Annotated in this window: 14 protein-coding genes; 7 read left to right on the forward strand and 7 right to left on the reverse strand. The window is 43.8% G+C overall.

Annotated features, from left to right (window positions below):
- Positions 1-79: 79 nt before the first annotated feature.
- The 6 genes from ndk to FTU03_RS05930 form a co-directional block, all read right to left on the reverse strand.
- Positions 80-511, reverse strand: a complete 432-nt coding sequence (ndk, locus tag FTU03_RS05905) for a nucleoside-diphosphate kinase (RefSeq protein ID WP_004782097.1) — start codon at positions 509-511, stop codon at positions 80-82.
- A 110-nt stretch (positions 512-621) separates the two neighbouring features.
- Complete coding sequence (iscX, locus tag FTU03_RS05910; RefSeq protein ID WP_005232138.1) at positions 622-822, reverse strand: Fe-S cluster assembly protein IscX; 201 nt, start codon at positions 820-822, stop codon at positions 622-624.
- A gap of 88 nt (positions 823-910) precedes the next feature.
- Positions 911-1,462 carry a phosphatase PAP2 family protein gene (locus tag FTU03_RS05915; protein WP_004782094.1) on the reverse strand — a complete coding sequence of 184 codons (552 nt, stop codon included), beginning with the start codon at positions 1,460-1,462 and terminating at the stop codon, positions 911-913.
- A 1,163-nt stretch (positions 1,463-2,625) separates the two neighbouring features.
- Complete coding sequence (gene ilvC / locus FTU03_RS05920) at positions 2,626-3,642, reverse strand: ketol-acid reductoisomerase (RefSeq protein ID WP_004782092.1); 1,017 nt, start codon at positions 3,640-3,642, stop codon at positions 2,626-2,628.
- Between the two features lie 107 nt (positions 3,643-3,749).
- Positions 3,750-4,241 (reverse strand): acetolactate synthase small subunit, encoded by a 492-nt coding sequence (gene ilvN / locus FTU03_RS05925; protein WP_004782091.1) that lies wholly within the window; start codon positions 4,239-4,241, stop codon positions 3,750-3,752.
- Positions 4,238-5,965 carry an acetolactate synthase 3 large subunit gene (locus tag FTU03_RS05930; RefSeq protein WP_166139073.1) on the reverse strand — a complete coding sequence of 576 codons (1,728 nt, stop codon included), beginning with the start codon at positions 5,963-5,965 and terminating at the stop codon, positions 4,238-4,240. The genes ilvN and FTU03_RS05930 overlap by 4 nt, the downstream gene beginning before the upstream one ends.
- 681 nt (positions 5,966-6,646) lie before the next feature.
- On the opposite strand from FTU03_RS05930, the gene FTU03_RS05935 reads away from it, so the two are divergent.
- From FTU03_RS05935 to holA, 4 genes are all read left to right on the forward strand, one after another.
- The gene (locus FTU03_RS05935) at positions 6,647-6,997 is read left to right on the forward strand and encodes a DUF4124 domain-containing protein (RefSeq protein WP_179992377.1); all 351 of its coding nucleotides are present in this window, start codon (positions 6,647-6,649) and stop codon (positions 6,995-6,997) included.
- Between the two features lie 122 nt (positions 6,998-7,119).
- Complete coding sequence (gene leuS / locus FTU03_RS05940) at positions 7,120-9,741, forward strand: leucine--tRNA ligase (RefSeq protein WP_179992378.1); 2,622 nt, start codon at positions 7,120-7,122, stop codon at positions 9,739-9,741.
- A 278-nt stretch (positions 9,742-10,019) separates the two neighbouring features.
- On the forward strand, positions 10,020-10,553 hold the full coding sequence (gene lptE / locus FTU03_RS05945; RefSeq protein WP_166136360.1) for an LPS assembly lipoprotein LptE: 534 nt from the start codon (positions 10,020-10,022) through the stop codon (positions 10,551-10,553).
- Positions 10,554-10,562: 9 nt separating this feature from the next.
- Positions 10,563-11,561, forward strand: coding sequence for a DNA polymerase III subunit delta (holA, locus tag FTU03_RS05950; protein WP_179992379.1), 999 nt, complete (start codon positions 10,563-10,565; stop codon positions 11,559-11,561).
- Here the strand turns inward: holA and FTU03_RS05955 are convergent.
- Complete coding sequence (locus tag FTU03_RS05955) at positions 11,558-12,007, reverse strand: bacteriohemerythrin (protein WP_166136355.1); 450 nt, start codon at positions 12,005-12,007, stop codon at positions 11,558-11,560. The two genes, holA and FTU03_RS05955, sit on opposite strands and share 4 nt — an antisense overlap.
- Positions 12,008-12,607: 600 nt before the next feature.
- Between FTU03_RS05955 and FTU03_RS05960 the strand changes: the two genes are divergently transcribed.
- Genes FTU03_RS05960 through FTU03_RS05970 form a run of 3 tightly spaced genes read left to right on the forward strand, consistent with a single transcriptional unit; the run spans position 12,608 to position 17,383 of the window.
- Positions 12,608-13,981, forward strand: coding sequence for a MacA family efflux pump subunit (locus FTU03_RS05960; RefSeq protein WP_179992380.1), 1,374 nt, complete (start codon positions 12,608-12,610; stop codon positions 13,979-13,981).
- 2 nt (positions 13,982-13,983) lie between these two features.
- Positions 13,984-15,960, forward strand: a complete 1,977-nt coding sequence (locus FTU03_RS05965; protein ID WP_179992381.1) for a MacB family efflux pump subunit — start codon at positions 13,984-13,986, stop codon at positions 15,958-15,960.
- Between the two features lie 10 nt (positions 15,961-15,970).
- On the forward strand, positions 15,971-17,383 hold the full coding sequence (locus FTU03_RS05970) for an efflux transporter outer membrane subunit (RefSeq protein ID WP_179992382.1): 1,413 nt from the start codon (positions 15,971-15,973) through the stop codon (positions 17,381-17,383).
- Positions 17,384-17,438: the final 55 nt, after the last annotated feature.

Here is a 17,438-nt window from a genome sequence, read left to right on the forward strand (position 1 = left end):
ATATCTGAGCAAAGAATTATTCAGAGAATAAAAAAACCAGATAAGTATAATAACACTTATCTGGTTTGAATACTGCGTATTAACGAGTACGTGGAGCAATCTCAGTTTGCGCGAAGAAGTAGTTAATTTCGCGGTCAGCAGATGCTACAGAGTCAGAACCGTGAGCAGCGTTTTCGTCGATGCTTACAGCGAAGTCTGCACGGATTGTACCAGGAGCAGCTTCTTTAGGGTTAGTCGCGCCAAGGATGTCACGGTGAGCAAGAACAGCGTTTTCGCCTTCAAGAACTGAAACAACAACTGGACCAGAAGTCATGAATGCAACTAGGTCACCGAAGAAACCACGTTCTTTGTGCTCAGCGTAGAAACCTTCAGCTTCAGCTTGAGTCAGGTGTTTCATTTTAGTCGCAACGATTTTAAGACCTGCTTTTTCGAAACGAGCAAAGATGTCACCGATGTGGTTTTTAGCAACTGCGTCTGGTTTTACGATAGATAATGTACGTTCAATAGCCATGATTGGCTCCTTAAGTCAATTGTTGACATGAAAATTTGCCGCATTATACCGAATAATGGACTTTTTTCTGCCTTTAAACTGTAAAAAAATTGCTTTTTTCAAACTGGCAATTAACGTGCTTCGTCAATCCATGCCATTTGAATGGCTTCCAGAAGCCCTTCGGTTGATTTGGTTGGATCGTCTTCAAAATCAGGAAGTGCACATACCCAGGCATGCAGGTCGGTAAAGCGAACCCATTGCGGATCCACGTCTGGATGCGCTTCATATAATTCAATCGCGATATCGAGGGTATCTGTCCAACGTAAACCCATGTCTATTCCTAAGCCTATTTACTGTGATGTAGTACTTTAGCAAATCTGCAAAATTCTGCGAGTCTTTGCCGGATCATCTCGTGATTTTTTACAACATGATATTAAAAAAAGGTGCCGTAAATACAATCATGGTCGCCACCAGCGCACCCAATATGGCTCCTACCGCCACATCACTCGGATAATGCAAGCCTAAAACCATTCGAGAGATCGCCACTAAAATGGCAAACGGCAGCATCAAAAACAATAAGAAAGGTACGATATAACCCAGTACAATGGTCACCATCACTGCATGCAAGGTATGTCCCGAAGGAAAACTAAAATGATCCAGCGGATGCTCACAGAGCCGAATCACCTGATGCACCTGATAAGGACGTGGCCGTACTGTTTTGGTTTTTAATAGTTTATAAATCAGGGTTCCGACCATACTGCCAAACACCAGATAAACAATCTGTAAGGTATACATCAGGCCCTGAATCAGCCAGACGGCAATGAGCATCAAATACCAGAATACGCCATTGCCCAACCGGCTAATGATTTTAAAAAAAGCTGCAATGCGTTCTGAATGTGAAAAATGATTAAGATAAATACAGCCTTTTAAATCAATTTCTAAAAATTTTAGTTTTGCATTCTGAAATTTCATTGTAGAGCTCTTATTGTTTTATGCCCTGTATTTCAGGTTTTGCACGACTGAAAAATAGAGCTTGTTCAAATTGACACATGAGATAATCGCTATTCACCTTTTTAGTTTGTTAATGTCCGCATCCTTCTGTAATCGTTATAAATCGCTTAATTCAGACATCTAAAGATGAATTCTTACTACTATCCCAACCCAATCAGCCAACTTTTCCGATCATGTTGCAGCTGTAAACAAGTACATCCATGATCATTAGCGATCACTGCTCCACCGCTGGCCATCGCCTCCTGCACTATATTTTCTAACCTTTCAATCCGACCTATCTGAACTGTTAATAGATGATTTATGTATACTGGCATTCATTGAAATACGTCTGGATCACTACATTCAATTCATTCTTTGAGAATACTAGCCTTTAACAAAACCTGAGAAGGATCGAATGTGTTTTGAGTATAGTGCAGTTATAGCGCACAAGACTTTGGTGAAAATGTATCTGTAAGCCGCTTCTTGCCTTGCTCTTACTCAAAATTCGGCTATTTCCAAGCATTTAAAAGTTAATGAGATATAACTATCTATACTTTTAAGTATGGGGCTCGGGTGTGACTGTTTTATGAATTGATTTATGGGAGCTTAGCATTTCTTACATTATCAAACTTGCTGATGCTTTATGTCTGTTCCATCTACCTTTTCAATTTCTTTACTATACTTATGCTCAACCAATAACCGATTAAATACCTGATCCATGCCAATGAATTCAACTTGTAAAATAGTTGCCATTTTTGAATATGATTTATTTTTTGAGATAACATTTTATCTTCAAATCCCCAGTCAACCAACAAAGCTGCTCTAAGCAATAAAATTAAAATTAAAATTAAGACAGCTAACCACAAACTTAATGAAAGCCAACTACCCCACAATACATCACGATAAATAATTGTTTGGATTTGCTGCCATGAAGTTTTGGTATTTTTTAATTCGAATGCATATTGCTCAAACTCTTGATCACCTACTCCTACTTCAGTCCAAGCATAGATATGATTTTCTATATTAAAAATTCAGTTCAATCTTTCATCTTATCTTTTTATATTTATTTAAATTATTATTCGACTATATAAAAAAACCCACTCTAGTGAGTGGGTTTTCGCATTCAAATCAAATGATTCAAGAAATTAGTTTTTCTCTTTATCAACGATTTTGTTTGCTTGAATCCATGGCATCATCGCACGCAGTTTAGCACCAGTTTGTTCAATACCGTGTGCAGCGTTTTGACGACGACGAGCAGTCATAGATGGGTAGTTCAACGCACCTTCTTGGATAAACATCTTCGCATATTCACCAGATTGGATACGTTTAAGCGCATTACGCATTGCTTCACGAGACTGTTCGTTGATAACTTCAGGACCAGTTACGTATTCACCGTACTCAGCGTTGTTAGATACTGAGTAGTTCATGTCAGCGATACCACCTTCGAACATCAAGTCAACGATCAGTTTAAGTTCGTGTAGACATTCGAAGTAAGCCATTTCAGGCGCATAACCAGCTTCAACCAGAGTTTCGAAGCCCATTTTAACCAGTTCAACAGCACCACCACAAAGAACCGCTTGCTCACCGAACAGGTCAGTTTCAGTTTCTTCACGGAAAGAAGTTTCGATGATACCAGTACGGCCACCACCTACACCTGAAGCGTAAGAAAGCGCAACATTACGAGCATTACCAGAAGCATCTTGGTGGATCGCGATTAAGTCAGGAACACCTGAACCACGTTGGTATTCAGAACGTACAGTGTGACCAGGAGCTTTAGGCGCAACCATGATTACGTCTAAGTCTTTACGTGGAACAACTTGGTTGTAAAGAACAGAGAAACCGTGAGCAAATGCAAGAGTCGCGCCTTCTTTGATGTTTGGCTCGATCACGTCGCGGTAAAGTTGAGCTTGGAACTCATCTGGAGTCAAGATCATTACTACGTCAGCTTGAGCTACAGCAGCAGGAACTTCAGCAACTTTAAGACCAGCGTTTTCAGCTTTTTTCCAAGAAGTAGAATTCGCGCGTAGACCAACAGTTACGTCAACGCCAGAATCTTTAAGGTTAAGCGCGTGTGCGTGACCTTGTGAACCATAACCAATGATTGCTACTTTCTTAGATTGGATAATAGATAAGTCGCAGTCTTTATCGTAAAAAATTTGCATTGCTGTCTCCGCTTAAATGCTTGTGTGTCCGTTTCACCAGGCAATGATCCTTGATCACATTGCCTGAAGCCCCCTTCTTATTAGAATGAGGAAATAATTTAAAAAATTTAGATGGTTAGTACTTTTTCGCCGCGTGCGATACCTGACACGCCTGAACGTACCACTTCCAAAATCGTGTTTTCCGCTAATGCATCAATAAAACCGTCGATTTTTTCAGTCGTACCCGCGATTTGAATCGTGTAAGTTGTTGGTGTTACGTCAACCACCTGACCACGGAAAATATCGGTCGTACGTTTGATTTCATCACGGGTTGCGCCTAAAGCTTTCACTTTGATCAGCATCAACTCACGTTCAATGTGCGCACCTTCAGACAGATCCACGACTTTAACCACTTCTACCAGCTTGTTCAGCTGTTTGGTGATCTGTTCGATCTTGTGATCATCACCATAAGTCGTCAAAGTCAGACGTGAAAGTGTTGGGTCTTCAGTTGGCGCAACGTTCAATGTTTCAATGTTGTAGCCGCGTTGTGAGAATAAACCCACCAAGCGAGAAAGCGCGCCTGCTTCGTTTTCTACGAGTACAGAGATAATATGTCTCATTTCGTGCGCTCCCCTTTTGCTAACCACATATCCTGCATCGATTGACCCGCAACCAGCATTGGATATACGTGTTCTGTACGGTCAACCATTACGTTAATAAATACGCACTTATCATTGATCGCCATCGCTTCTTCAAGCTTAGACTCAAGCTCATCCGCATGGTCAATCTGAATACCTACATGACCATAAGCTTCCATCAATTTTGCAAAGTCAGGTAAAGACTCTACATAAGAGCTAGAGTGACGACCTTCGTAGTTCATGTCCTGCCACTGTTTCACCATACCTAAGGCACGGTTGTTCAGGCACAGGATTTTCACGTTCAAGCCATATTGCTTACAGGTAGAAAGTTCCTGGATACACATCTGAATCGATGCTTCACCAGTAATACAAACTACTTGCTGATCCGGGAATGCAAGTTTCGCCGCCATCGCATATGGCAGACCTACACCCATCGTACCTAGACCACCAGAGTTGATCCATTGACGAGGACGTTTGTAGCGATAGTGTAACGCGCCGAACATCTGGTGCTGACCAACGTCAGACGTGATGATCGCTTCACCATTGGTGATTTTGTCTAGAGCACGAACCACTTGCTGAGGCTTCATTGAGCCATCAGTCGGTACATCAAACTTCAAGCCATGAACCTGACGCCATTCATCAATCTGTTTCCACCATGCCGCAATCGCTTCAGGATTTGGCTTGGACACATTCATTTGCTTCAACTGGTTCAGCATTTCGTTCAGCACAGGTTCTACTGCACCCACGATTGGAATGTGCGCCATGATGGTTTTAGAAATGGTCGCCGGATCGATGTCAATGTGAATGACTTTGGCATTCGGACAGAATTTCGCCGGGTTATTGGTTACACGGTCATCGAAACGTGCGCCTACACACAGAATCACGTCTGCATTGTGCATGGTCATGTTGGCTTCGTAAGTTCCGTGCATACCCAACATGCCGATGAATTGTGGATCATCGCCTGGGAATGCGCCAAGGCCCATCAGGGTATTGGTAACCGGGTAACCCAATAGATGTGCAAGCTCAGTTAATTGTGCTGAAGCATTGCCCTGAACCACGCCGCCGCCTGAGTAAATGACTGGGCGTTTCGCATGAATCAGTTCATCAATCGCTTTACGGATTTGACCTGAGTGACCACGATATGGTGGTTGATACGAACGCATCTTCACTTTTTCAGGATATTCGTAAGCAAATTTCTCTGCCGGGTTGGTTGCATCTTTAGGAATATCAACTACGACTGGACCTGGACGGCCAGATGACGCGATATAGAATGCTTTTTTGATAATTGAAGGAATTTCGCTGGCATGGCGAACCTGGAAGCTGTGCTTCACGATTGGGCGAGAAATACCGACCATATCAGTTTCTTGGAACGCATCCTCACCGATCAAATGGCTTGCAACCTGACCAGACAGGATCACCATTGGAATGGAGTCCATATAAGCCGTTGCAATTGGAGTAACGGTATTGGTCGCGCCTGGGCCAGAAGTGACCAGCACAACACCAGTTTTACCTGTTACGCGTGAGTAAGCATCCGCCATGTGACCGGCAGCTTGTTCGTGACGTACGAGGTAATGATTAATTTTGTCTTGTTGAAATAGCGCATCATAAATATGCAGTACTGCGCCGCCTGGATATCCAAAAACATGTTCAACGCCTTCATCCGCTAATGCGCGAACGAGCATTTCACCACCAGATAGAAGTTCCAACGTGATTCACCCTATATTATTCACTGCACAAATGGGAGGCATTTGCAGTGTTCATTCATTAACTGTCTGCACTGTTATAGCACACAAATTTCATAGTTTTCAAAGCAATAGGAATAAAAAATCCGATCTACCTGCTGTTCGAGCAATACAAGATCTAAAACATGTTGGGGTAAACATATTTTGTTCGCTTTGTTCAATTTTTCGGCTAGAAAAATTGCCCATTGCATGACATGACACTTATTCGAAGGGTGATCGATCTAAGGCATATAAAACTATTGCTGCATTCTTGTGTTTTCAGCCTTTAAAGTCAAGTTTAAAAAACAGGCTATTATTGTTTATACGTCTAAAATTTGCTGCTTTTACAGGCAATTTCGACTTTAACTCTGGTTTTTAGCTTTAAAATTCTAATTTAAATTAATAAATTTCATATACTTAAAACTTTAATTTTATAAATTTTTAATATGTCTTATATAAAAAAATTGAATGAATTTTTAAGAAATTCAATGCAACTGTTTATAAATAAATTTTTTTTATATAAAATTACTCTTTTTAGGTATCAGCTCAAAACATTAAGATCACTACTGATCACAAAATTAATTGAATTAAAAATCATCTTATGGCAAAAAATTCTCTACAATAACAACTCTATTTAACCGCTTGAAATTTTCAGGACTTTTACTCATGAAAAGATCTTTCCTGACCGCATTAAGTTTTGCCACTACGCTTGTTTTAGGTGTAGCAAGCAGCTCTGCTTTAGCGATTGAATATTATAAATGGGTCGATGCCAAAGGCGTGACTCACTATACCAAAACCCCGCCTCCTAAAAATGCCAAGCATAAAAGCAAAGTAGAAACCTATGGCTGGACCAATTCCGCGCCTACTCCAGCAAGAACAACCGAAAATGAGAACCGGACCGAAACGGGTAACTCAAACTCATCTGCACCTGTGCCTGTCGTTTCTGAAAATGAGCAGCAACAGCGTGAAGCCAATGAAGCTTTACAACGTGGTCAGTCTGAGCATGTAGCCTTCTAATCATACTCGTCTGCCAATTTAGATTTTTCCTGCAGAATCCCGTACGCAAAATTCACTTTTAGGTGCATTTTGCGCTATGCTGTGCCTTATATTTTTTTTAACCGTTCTCTTGTATTACGTATATGACTACTCACATTGACTCAGAATATCAAGCCAGTGCGATTGAACCTCAAGTCCAGCAGGACTGGGAATCTCGCAAAGCCTTTAAAGTTGCCGACACTGTAGAAGGTCCACGTCGTTATATCCTCTCGATGTTCCCTTACCCAAGTGGCAAACTGCATATGGGTCATGTGCGTAACTATACCATTGGTGACGTGATCAGCCGCTTTCACCGTTTAAAAGGTGAAACTGTATTACAACCCATGGGTTGGGATGCTTTCGGTCTTCCTGCGGAAAACGCTGCAATTGCACACCAGGTCGCTCCTGCAAAATGGACTTTCGAAAATATTGATTACATGCGTAATCAGTTGAAAAAACTTGGTCTGTCTGTAGATTGGGACCGTGAATTCGCAACCTGTACACCAGAATACTATCGCTGGGAACAATGGTTATTCGTTCAGCTTTATAAAAAAGGTCTGATCTACCGTAAACTTTCCACTGTGAACTGGGACCCTGTCGACCAAACCGTTCTTGCTAATGAACAGGTTGAAAATGGTCGTGGCTGGCGTTCAGGTGCATTGGTTGAAAAACGTGATATCCCAATGTACTACTTCCGCATCACTGATTATGCGCAAGAATTACTGGACGATCTTGAAACACTGAAAGACGGCTGGCCACAACAAGTCCTGACTATGCAACGCAACTGGATTGGTCGCTCACAAGGTATGGAAATCACCTTCCCTTCAGCGAATCCGGAAGTCTATGCAGACGGTTTAACTGTATTTACCACGCGTGCCGACACATTGATGGGTGTAACTTATGTTGCAGTGGCAGCAGAACACCCAATGGCGTTAAAAGCTGCGGAAAATAATCCTGAGCTTCAAGCATTCATCGAAGAATGCCGTATGGGTTCTGTGGCAGAAGCGGATCTTGCGACTGCTGAGAAGAAAGGCATGGCAACAGGTCTTTCTGTAAAACACCCTGTCACAGGTGAAGAAGTTCCAGTCTGGATCGCAAACTACGTACTGATGTCTTACGGTTCAGGTGCGGTGATGGCGGTGCCTTCACATGATGAACGTGACTTCGAATTTGCCAATAAATATGGCTTAACCATCAAGCAAGTGATTGATGCCAAAGGTGCAGAAGATACAGACTTTGACGCAACTCAATGGCAAGAATGGTACGGCTCTAAAGACGGTAAACTGGTTAATTCAGGCGAATTTGACGGTTTAGACTTCCAAGGCGCATTTGATGCATTCTTGGCGAAACTTGAACCACAAGGTCTTGCGAATGTAAAAGTTCAATTCCGTCTACGTGACTGGGGTGTATCTCGTCAGCGTTATTGGGGTTGTCCAATTCCAATGATCAACTGTGACAAATGTGGTCAAGTGCCGGTACCTGAAGATCAACTTCCTGTGGTACTTCCGACTGACGTGGTTCCAGACGGTTCAGGTAACCCACTGAACAAGATGCCTGAATTCTACGAAACCACTTGTCCTTGCTGTGGTGGCGATGCACGTCGTGAAACAGATACGCTAGACACATTCGTAGAATCATCTTGGTACTATGCACGTTATGCATCTCCAGACTTTACTGATGGCATGGTAAAACCTGAAGCAGGTCAAACTTGGCTTCCTGTAAACCAATACATCGGTGGTGTTGAACACGCGATTCTGCACTTGCTCTATGCACGTTTCTTCCACAAATTGATGCGTGACGAAGGCGTGGTACAAGGTAACGAGCCGTTCACTAACTTGCTCACTCAAGGTATGGTGCTTGCGGATACTTATTACCGCGAATCTGAATCAGGCAAGAAAACCTGGTTCAACCCTGCCGACATCGAACTTGAGCGTGATGAGAAAGGTCGCATCACTTCTGCGAAATACAAAGGTGATGGTCAAGATGTCATCGTTGGCGGTCAGGAAAAAATGTCGAAATCGAAAAACAACGGTATCGACCCGCAAGCGATTATTGACCAATACGGCGCAGACACTGCACGTGTGTTCATGATGTTCGCAGCCCCACCTGATCAATCACTTGAATGGTCTGATGCCGGTGTTGAAGGTGCAAACCGCTTCCTGAAACGTGTATGGCGTTTGGCAACCGGTTTCCTTGAAAAAGGTAATACCGCGACTGACTTCGATAAAGCCGCTCTTTCTACAGCTGCGCAAGATTTACGCCGCAAGACTCACGAAACCATCCAGAAAGTGGGTGATGACATTGAACGTCGTCACGCATTCAACACTGCGATTGCAGCAATGATGGAACTGTTAAATGCGAACAACAAATTTGAAGCGAAAGATGATAATGACGTTGCTGTAGCTCGTGAATCGATCACTACGCTTCTTACATTGCTTGCTCCATTTGCACCACATTTAAGTCAGACTTTATTGGCTCAGTTTGGAATCGAGTTAACTCAAGCGCAGTTCCCACAAGTGGATGAATCTGCATTGACTCGTAATACACAAACCATCGTGGTTCAGGTGAACGGTAAACTTCGTGGCAAACTCGAAGTGTCTGTGGATGCATCGAAAGATGACATTCTTGCTCAAGCCAAAGCATTGCCAGAAGTTCAGCAATTCTTGACTGGTCCAACCAAGAAAGAAATTGTGGTGCCGAATAAGTTAGTGAATTTGGTGGTTTAATTTCCTTGAAGCCTCCTTGAGCAAGATATAAAGCACTGCTTTATATTGAAGCGCAAGAAAGGGAGGTTTGGAGGGATTTAATCTCCCCTAACCCCTCTTTAATAAAGAGGGGAATTCCCGTCCATATATAAAAAATGGGTTCTCCTCCCTTTTTTAAAGGGAGGTAGGGAGGGATTAAAAAACAATTCCAAACAAAGCCCGTTGCCAGCCAACGGGCTTTGACTTTACAATCCGGTTCAGGATTTCAAATATTTCCCTGAGGGAAAAAGAGGATACTCATGCATTTAGGCAAACGTTTAGCAGCAATTGTTTTAACTTGTGGTCTAAGTGCAGGCCTCGTTGGCTGTGGCTTTCATTTAAAAGGAACCAATCCGAGTTCCGCACCTGTAGCTTACTCAGTCATGAGTCTGGCCCTCCCTGACAATACTGAAGATCTTCAGGAAAAACTGGCTGTTTACCTGGGTGCTGCTGGAGTACAGCTGAGTAATGCACCTGATGCTTATGTCTTACGTGTCCTAGATTACACCCCTCGCCGTTTAGAATTGAATGGCAAACTGGTGGAAACCTTATTGCGTCTGAATGTGACTTTCCGAATCGAAGATGCACAAGGCAATCCGGTGACTGAACCACGTACTGTGGTAGCAACTCGTACCTATCAATATGATATTGAAACCGTGAATACGGATGACCAGGAACAAAAATATTTAAACCAAGTCATTATTGATGACATTGCACAGCAAATTGCGCGTCAAATTTCATCGAATCGTTTGCCATTGGCAAAACCAGAAACTTCGACTCAACCAGCCCAATAAGACGACCCAATGAAACTTGACTACCTCCAGGCATTAAAACGTGTCAATGAAGCTCGCGGTGCCTGGGTGTTGCATGGTCAGGAGCCTTTGCTGGAACAGAATCTGGTAGATGCCTTTCGTAGCAGCTGGCAAAGCCGTGAAGTTGAACGCCAGCGTTATGATATTAGCTCTGCCTCTGACTGGAAAAATGTCTTCAATGCTTTAAACAGCCTGTCATTATTTTCTAGCCAACTGGCAATTGAAGTGCATGGCAATATCAAACCGGATGCCAGTGGTCTCAAACTATTAAAAAGCTATCTGCAACAGGACAGTGACAACCTGCTGTTGGTGGTCATGCCGAAGCAAGATGCCAGCAGCCTGAAATCCAGCTTTTTCCAGACCATTGATGCCAATGGCGTAAATGTATCGCTAGTGGCCAACTACCCAAAAGATCGTCAACAGATCCTCGGAATTGAAGCGGAAAAACTAGGAATTAAGCTGGCCAATGACGCCTGGCAATGGCTAGAGCAGCATCATGAGCACAATTTGCTGGCAGCCAAAAATAGCCTGATGCGCGTAGCAGATACCTTTGCTGAAGTAGATATTATCCAGATTGACCATCTATATGCCTGCTTGCAGGATCAGTCCCGTTACAGCACCTATGATCTGAGTGATGCCTTGCTCAATGGGAATTTGGCACAATCAATTAAGATCTTTCAGTATCTGATTGCCTCAGGTGAACCGATGAGCCTGATTTTGTGGAGTATCAGCAAAGAAATGCGTCTATTGATGCAATTATTTGAACAGCCACAAAATGCCTTACAAATCGGTATCTGGAAAACTAAAGTGAGCTTATATCAGCAAGCCTTGCGTCGTTTAAGTCCACAGCGCTTTTTAAGCTGGCCTCAGCTTTTGATCCGGATCGATGCTGCAATCAAAGGGATGTCCAGAGAGAACCCTGAACATCTGATCTTGCAGGCCATTGCTGAAATGTGCGGTCAAAGCTTGTTTGCATCTCCGAGTGCCTAACTAAAGAAACGCGCAAACCAGCCTTTGCCTTTTTTCTTCTCCTGCGTTCGCAGGTAGCTCAGCATATTGTCCCGTACTGCTTCTACATAATCCTGATCATCGTGCTGAATATGGTTGATGAGCCATTTGGACAGAAGACGATATAAATCTTTTTCAATGGACTGACCTTGCTCAAACTTCAGACGATAATCATTTAATTTTTTGACAAATAATTCATGTATGCCGCGATGTGAAGGCAAATATTGATAACTCACCTGTTCCAGCAGGTTTTCTTCAAAGCTGAAATGTGACTGGGTATAGTCAATTAAATCGTCTAAAACCTCCCGGATTTTATCGCGATCTCCGGTACTTTTGACCTGCTCTAAAGCATTTATATAGTCCAGAATCTGGCGATGTTGATGATCAATCACCTCAATTCCAATATTGTAACTTTCATTCCATTCCATCTATGAACCTCATTAATTTTCTTAGTAAAGTCGTATTATTTTCCGCTCATTAAATGAGCATATTCTCTTAATGAATAAACCCATATTTTTTTTATGGAATTAGATATTACAAACTTTATTTGCTTAAATCTATATGTAAAACATAGATTTTTTAAATTTTAGTAGAACACATCATTCGAAAAATTAGATTAAAAAATAAAAGAGGTTGGCTTTAGCGCAGAATTATTTTTACAACAAATATCATTAAAAACTTCCATGATATTGAGCGGCACTATGGCGTATTTTTATCAGCAATTTAGTGGCCAAGTTTTTGCATGCAGTATATCTGAGAAGTACTTTATACTCCCATGAAGATTTAATTGATTCATCATATGATCAATATTTTTCAGATAGCTAAATCGTATAAAATTTCACCTAAAAAAGATAACTCTAATAGGAGTAGTTCAATGAATCCCTTATATAAAATCAGGTTTTATCTTATATGCTTTTTTAAACCAGGCAGTGGAAAATAGTTCTCATTTTAAATAAAAAAAATTCACGTTTTATCCTAATTTCGCTTTTATAATCAACTGTTATCCTACGACCCGAATCTGAATCCATATGCCAAAAATAAAACCTACGAAACTCATTATGGCGATTGTAATTGCCATCCTGGTGGCAGTCACTGCCTGGTATTTTCTGAAACCAAAAGAGCAGCAGCCACAATACATTACAGCTGAAGTGACCCAAGGGGATATTGAAAATTCGGTACTAGCAACTGGTGTACTTGAAGCCACCAAAATGGTCAGTGTCGGTGCTCAGGTTTCGGGTCAGGTTAAAAAAATGTATGTGCAACTCGGTGATCAGGTCAAACAAGGCCAGCTAATTGCCCGAATTGACTCTGTTCGTCAGGAAAATGATTTAAAGACTGCTGAAGCCAGCATTAAAAACCAGATGGCACAGCTTGCCGTGAAACAGGCCAACCTTGCCAAGGTGGAAGCCGAGTATAAGCGTCAGCAAGCCATGTATGCCCAAGATGCAACCTCGCGTTCAGAACTGGAATCTGCATTAGCCAGCTACAAAACCGCTCAGGCAGATATCACTGCGATTAATGCACAGATTGAGCAGTCACGTTTAACCTTGGCAACCGCGAAAGAAGATCTCGGTTATACCCAAATCGTGGCACCCATGGATGGAACTATCGTAGCGATCGTGACTGAAGAAGGTCAGACTGTAAACGCCAATCAAAGCGCACCAACGATTGTGAAACTGGCACAACTGGATACCATGACGATTAAGGCTGAGATTTCCGAAGCCGATGTCATGAAAGTTCAGGAAGGCCAAACAGTGTACTTCACTACTTTGGGTAATACTGATAAGAAAATTTACGCCAAACTTCGTCAGGTTGAACCTGCACCAAATTCAATTAATACCGAAACCAATACTTCAAGCTCAACTTCAGGCTCTGCAGTGTATTACAACGCCCTGTTTGATGTACCGAATGAAGATGGCAAGCTGCGTATTGATATGACGGCGCAAGTCTATATTGTTCTTGATGAAGCACGTAATGTACTGACTGTTCCAGCGGCTGCCATTCAAGGTTCAAACCGTCCACAACGTCCGAATCGTGGTGAAGGCTCTCGCGGCGCCGGTGACCCATCTGCACGTGGCGAAGGTCAGGATCAAGCCCGTGGCGATAGTAAACGTCTGGAAGGTGACCGTCCTCCTCGCTTAGAACTTTCTGATGCTGAACGTGCCCTGATTGAACAAGGCAAAGCTCAGCGTGCCATGGTTCGTGTATTGCAGGCAGACGGAACAGCAAAACCAACCCCTGTCCTGATTGGTCTGAATAACCGTGTAACCGCACAAGTGATCAAAGGCTTGAAACGTGGTGATCAGGTTGTGATTGCAGATGGCTCTGATACTTCTAATGACGGTGCTAAACGTGGCGGCAGTGGCCGTGGTCCTGGTGGCGCCGGCCCAATGAGAATGTAAGCATGAATCAACAACAGCAACCTCTACTCGAGGTCAAGAATCTGGTTCGTGAATTCCCTGCGGGTGAAAGCACGGTCCAGATTTTAAAAGGGGTCAATCTGGAGATTTATCCGGGCGAACTGGTCGCCATTGTCGGTCAGTCCGGTTCGGGTAAATCCACCCTGATGAATATTCTGGGCTGTCTGGATAAGCCGACCAAGGGCAGCTATAAAGTTAAAGGCCGTGAAACCCGCGAACTTGAAGCTGATGAACTAGCGCAGTTACGTCGTGAATATTTCGGCTTTATTTTCCAGCGTTATCATCTGCTCAGTGATTTAAGTGCGGCAGGTAACGTCGAAGTTCCTGCAATTTATGCCGGTGCAGATTCAGATACCCGTCACGAACGTGCTGTCAAATTACTGACTGATTTGGGCTTGGGTGAAAAAACCCAGAACCGTCCGAGTCAATTGTCTGGTGGTCAGCAGCAGCGTGTTTCGATTGCCCGTGCCCTGATGAATGGCGGTGACGTGATTCTTGCCGACGAACCAACCGGTGCACTGGATAAGAATAGCGGTATTGAAGTGATGCGGATTCTGCGTGAGCTGAATGCCAAAGGTCATACCATTATTCTGGTCACACATGATCATAACGTGGCAAAAAATGCGACGCGTATTATCGAGATTTCAGACGGGAATATCATTTCAGATAAACCGAATATGCCTGAAGTTGATGATGGTTTCGAGAAAGAAAATCTGGTCCGAAATGAACAGAAGAAAATCTCGAGCTGGCGTTCTGCAGTAGACCGTCTCGGTGAAGCTTTCCGTATGGCCTTATTGGCCATGAATGCGCACCGGATGCGGACCTTCCTGACCATGCTCGGGATTATTATCGGGATCGCATCGGTGGTTTCGGTCGTTGCGCTCGGTAATGGTTCACAAAAGCAGATTCTGGAAAATATCAGCAGTCTCGGGACCAATACCATTACCGTGTTCCAGGGCCGGGGCTTCGGGGATAATTCACGTTCCTCCCAATCCAAGACGCTAATTCCCGCTGATGCCGATGCACTGGCAGAACAGCCTTATGTGGATGGGGTTAGCCCATCGGTCAACAGCAGTGTCACTGGACGCTTCAAAGAGATTGAAGCATCAACTACCGTCAACGGCGTCAGTGAAGACTTCTTCTATGTCAAAGGTATGACCTTTAAATCAGGTCAGCCATTTGATAAAGAAAGTATTACTGAGCAGGCGCAGGATGTGGTGATTGATACCAACACCCAAAACACTTTCTTTGCAGATGGCACCAATCCTGTCGGTCAGGTGCTGCTTTTAGGCAGTGTACCAAGCCGGGTGATTGGCGTCATTGATGCGCAAAAAGGCATGATGGGAAACAATGATAGCCTGAATGTGTATCTGCCCTATTCTACCGTCATGAGCCGTATGCTGGGTCAACCGAATGTGCGTCAGATCATTGTGCGTATTAAGGATGAATATCCAAGCGCAGCCGCGGAAAATGCCATTTTGAATTTACTGGTCCAACGTCACGGTGCGCAGGATGTGTTTACGCAAAATGCAGACAGTATCCGTGAAACGATTCAGCAAACGACTCAAACCATGACCTTGCTGATCTCTGCGATTGCGGTGATTTCTCTGGTCGTCGGTGGTATCGGCGTAATGAATATTATGCTGGTTTCCGTGACTGAACGTACTCAGGAAATCGGGGTACGGATGGCGGTCGGTGCGCGCCAAAGTGACATTCTGCAGCAGTTCCTGATTGAAGCTGTTCTGGTTTGTATTCTGGGCGGTATTTTAGGCGTATTGCTGTCACTCGGTATCGGTCAGCTGATTACCCATTTTGCTGGAGGAACCTTCCAGATGGCATACTCGACCACATCGATTGTCGCGGCCTTTGTCTGCTCAAGCCTGATCGGTATTGTGTTCGGCTTTATCCCGGCACGTAATGCAGCCCGTTTGAATCCGGTCGATGCACTTTCTCGAGAATAAGGAATCTGATATGCATACTCTTACCAAACTTGCCAGTGCCCTGATTCTAGGGAGTTCATTGGTTGGCTGTGCGGCCGTAGTGAAAACGCCGTATGAACAGCCTGCTGTACAGGTGCCTAACAACTTTCAAAACAGTAAAGCTGTAAGCCAGCAAATCCATGCTGATATTCTGGCAGATCAATGGTGGACTCTATTTAAAGATCCGCAATTGAATAATCTGGTGAATGACGTACTGGCAGCCAATAGTGATCTGGCCGTTGCCGGGATCAATTTACAGCAAGCTCGTATTCAGGCCAGACAAACACAAAGCCAGCAAGGTGTACGTATCAGTGATGCGGGGTTAACCACGCGTAGAAGCTTTGATCTGGAAGATGGCAGCAGTTCATCCGGCTTTGGGGTTAATTTCCCTGGCTTAAGCTATGAACTGGATCTGTTCGGTAAACTGGCCAATCAGACTGAAGCAGCACGCTGGGAAGCCCTGGCATCTGAAGAAGACTTGCAAGCGACTGCACAAAGTCTGATTGGTACGACTGCTCAACTGTACTGGCAGCTGGGTTATCTAAATGAACGTTATAGCGTGGTTCAACAAAACCTGGCGACTGCACAGCGTACCTATGATCTGGTCAATGTCCAGTATCGTGCCGGTGCTGTGTCTGGTTTGGATTTAACTCAGGCTGAACAGGCGATCCAAAGCCAGCAAGCGACCTTAAGTCAGATTGAGCAGCAACGTGTGGAAACACGTACGGCGCTGGCAGTACTCATGAATATGCCTGTGCAACAGCTTTCGATTCAGGAACCGAAACGTTTACCGAATATTGCTTTACCGTCGATTGAAGCTGGCTTGCCTGCTAGCCTTCTCTCCCGCCGTCCTGACTTGAGAGCTACTGAATTGCGTTTGCGTAAAGCCTTGGCCAACAAGGATGCCAATAAAGCCAGTTATTATCCTTCGATCAGCCTGACTGGCAGCCTAAGTACCGGCGTGGGCACCAGTTCATCATTGTCAGATGCACTTAAAAATCCGGTGGCGACCTTAGGTGCTGGACTCAGCCTGCCATTCCTGCAATGGAATGACATGAAGCGTGATTTGCAGGTGAATGAACTGGAATATGAAAAAGCGATTATCCAGTATCGTCAGACCATGTATGAAGCTTTTGCCGATGTAGAGAATGCCTTGTCTAATCGTACTGAACTCACCAAACAGGTTGCGTTACAACAGCGTAACGTTGAACTGGCTGAACGTACTGAACGTTTGACCGAAGTGCGTTATCGTAATGGTGCAGTAGCATTGAAAAATCTGCTGGATGCACAGGAAACTACGCGGAATGCCCGTCTGTCTTTGGTGCAAACCCGACAAAGCCAATACAATGCTTATGTGACCCTGATGCAAGCTTTGGGTGGTAGCCCGATCAAACAACTACCTTAAGCAATATATTTGACTCAAAAAAGACCGCTGTTAGTCAGCGGTTTTTTTATTGAAG

It is taken from the genome of Acinetobacter sp. YH12046 (assembly GCF_013419905.1).
GTDB lineage: Bacteria > Pseudomonadota > Gammaproteobacteria > Pseudomonadales > Moraxellaceae > Acinetobacter.

What these genes read in the sequence shown, in the direction of transcription:
- ndk (WP_004782097.1), bottom strand. Translation starts at nt 511, where the DNA reads ATGGCTATTGAACGTACATTATCTATCGTAAAACCAGACGCAGTTGCT.
- FTU03_RS05960 (WP_179992380.1), top strand. Translation starts at nt 12,608, where the DNA reads ATGCCAAAAATAAAACCTACGAAACTCATTATGGCGATTGTAATTGCC.
- lptE (WP_166136360.1), top strand. Translation starts at nt 10,020, where the DNA reads ATGCATTTAGGCAAACGTTTAGCAGCAATTGTTTTAACTTGTGGTCTA.
- holA (WP_179992379.1), top strand. Translation starts at nt 10,563, where the DNA reads ATGAAACTTGACTACCTCCAGGCATTAAAACGTGTCAATGAAGCTCGC.
- FTU03_RS05935 (WP_179992377.1), top strand. Translation starts at nt 6,647, where the DNA reads ATGAAAAGATCTTTCCTGACCGCATTAAGTTTTGCCACTACGCTTGTT.
- FTU03_RS05915 (WP_004782094.1), bottom strand. Translation starts at nt 1,462, where the DNA reads ATGAAATTTCAGAATGCAAAACTAAAATTTTTAGAAATTGATTTAAAA.
- ilvC (WP_004782092.1), bottom strand. Translation starts at nt 3,642, where the DNA reads ATGCAAATTTTTTACGATAAAGACTGCGACTTATCTATTATCCAATCT.
- ilvN (WP_004782091.1), bottom strand. Translation starts at nt 4,241, where the DNA reads ATGAGACATATTATCTCTGTACTCGTAGAAAACGAAGCAGGCGCGCTT.
- FTU03_RS05955 (WP_166136355.1), bottom strand. Translation starts at nt 12,007, where the DNA reads ATGGAATGGAATGAAAGTTACAATATTGGAATTGAGGTGATTGATCAT.
- FTU03_RS05965 (WP_179992381.1), top strand. Translation starts at nt 13,984, where the DNA reads ATGAATCAACAACAGCAACCTCTACTCGAGGTCAAGAATCTGGTTCGT.
- leuS (WP_179992378.1), top strand. Translation starts at nt 7,120, where the DNA reads ATGACTACTCACATTGACTCAGAATATCAAGCCAGTGCGATTGAACCT.
- iscX (WP_005232138.1), bottom strand. Translation starts at nt 822, where the DNA reads ATGGGTTTACGTTGGACAGATACCCTCGATATCGCGATTGAATTATAT.
- FTU03_RS05970 (WP_179992382.1), top strand. Translation starts at nt 15,971, where the DNA reads ATGCATACTCTTACCAAACTTGCCAGTGCCCTGATTCTAGGGAGTTCA.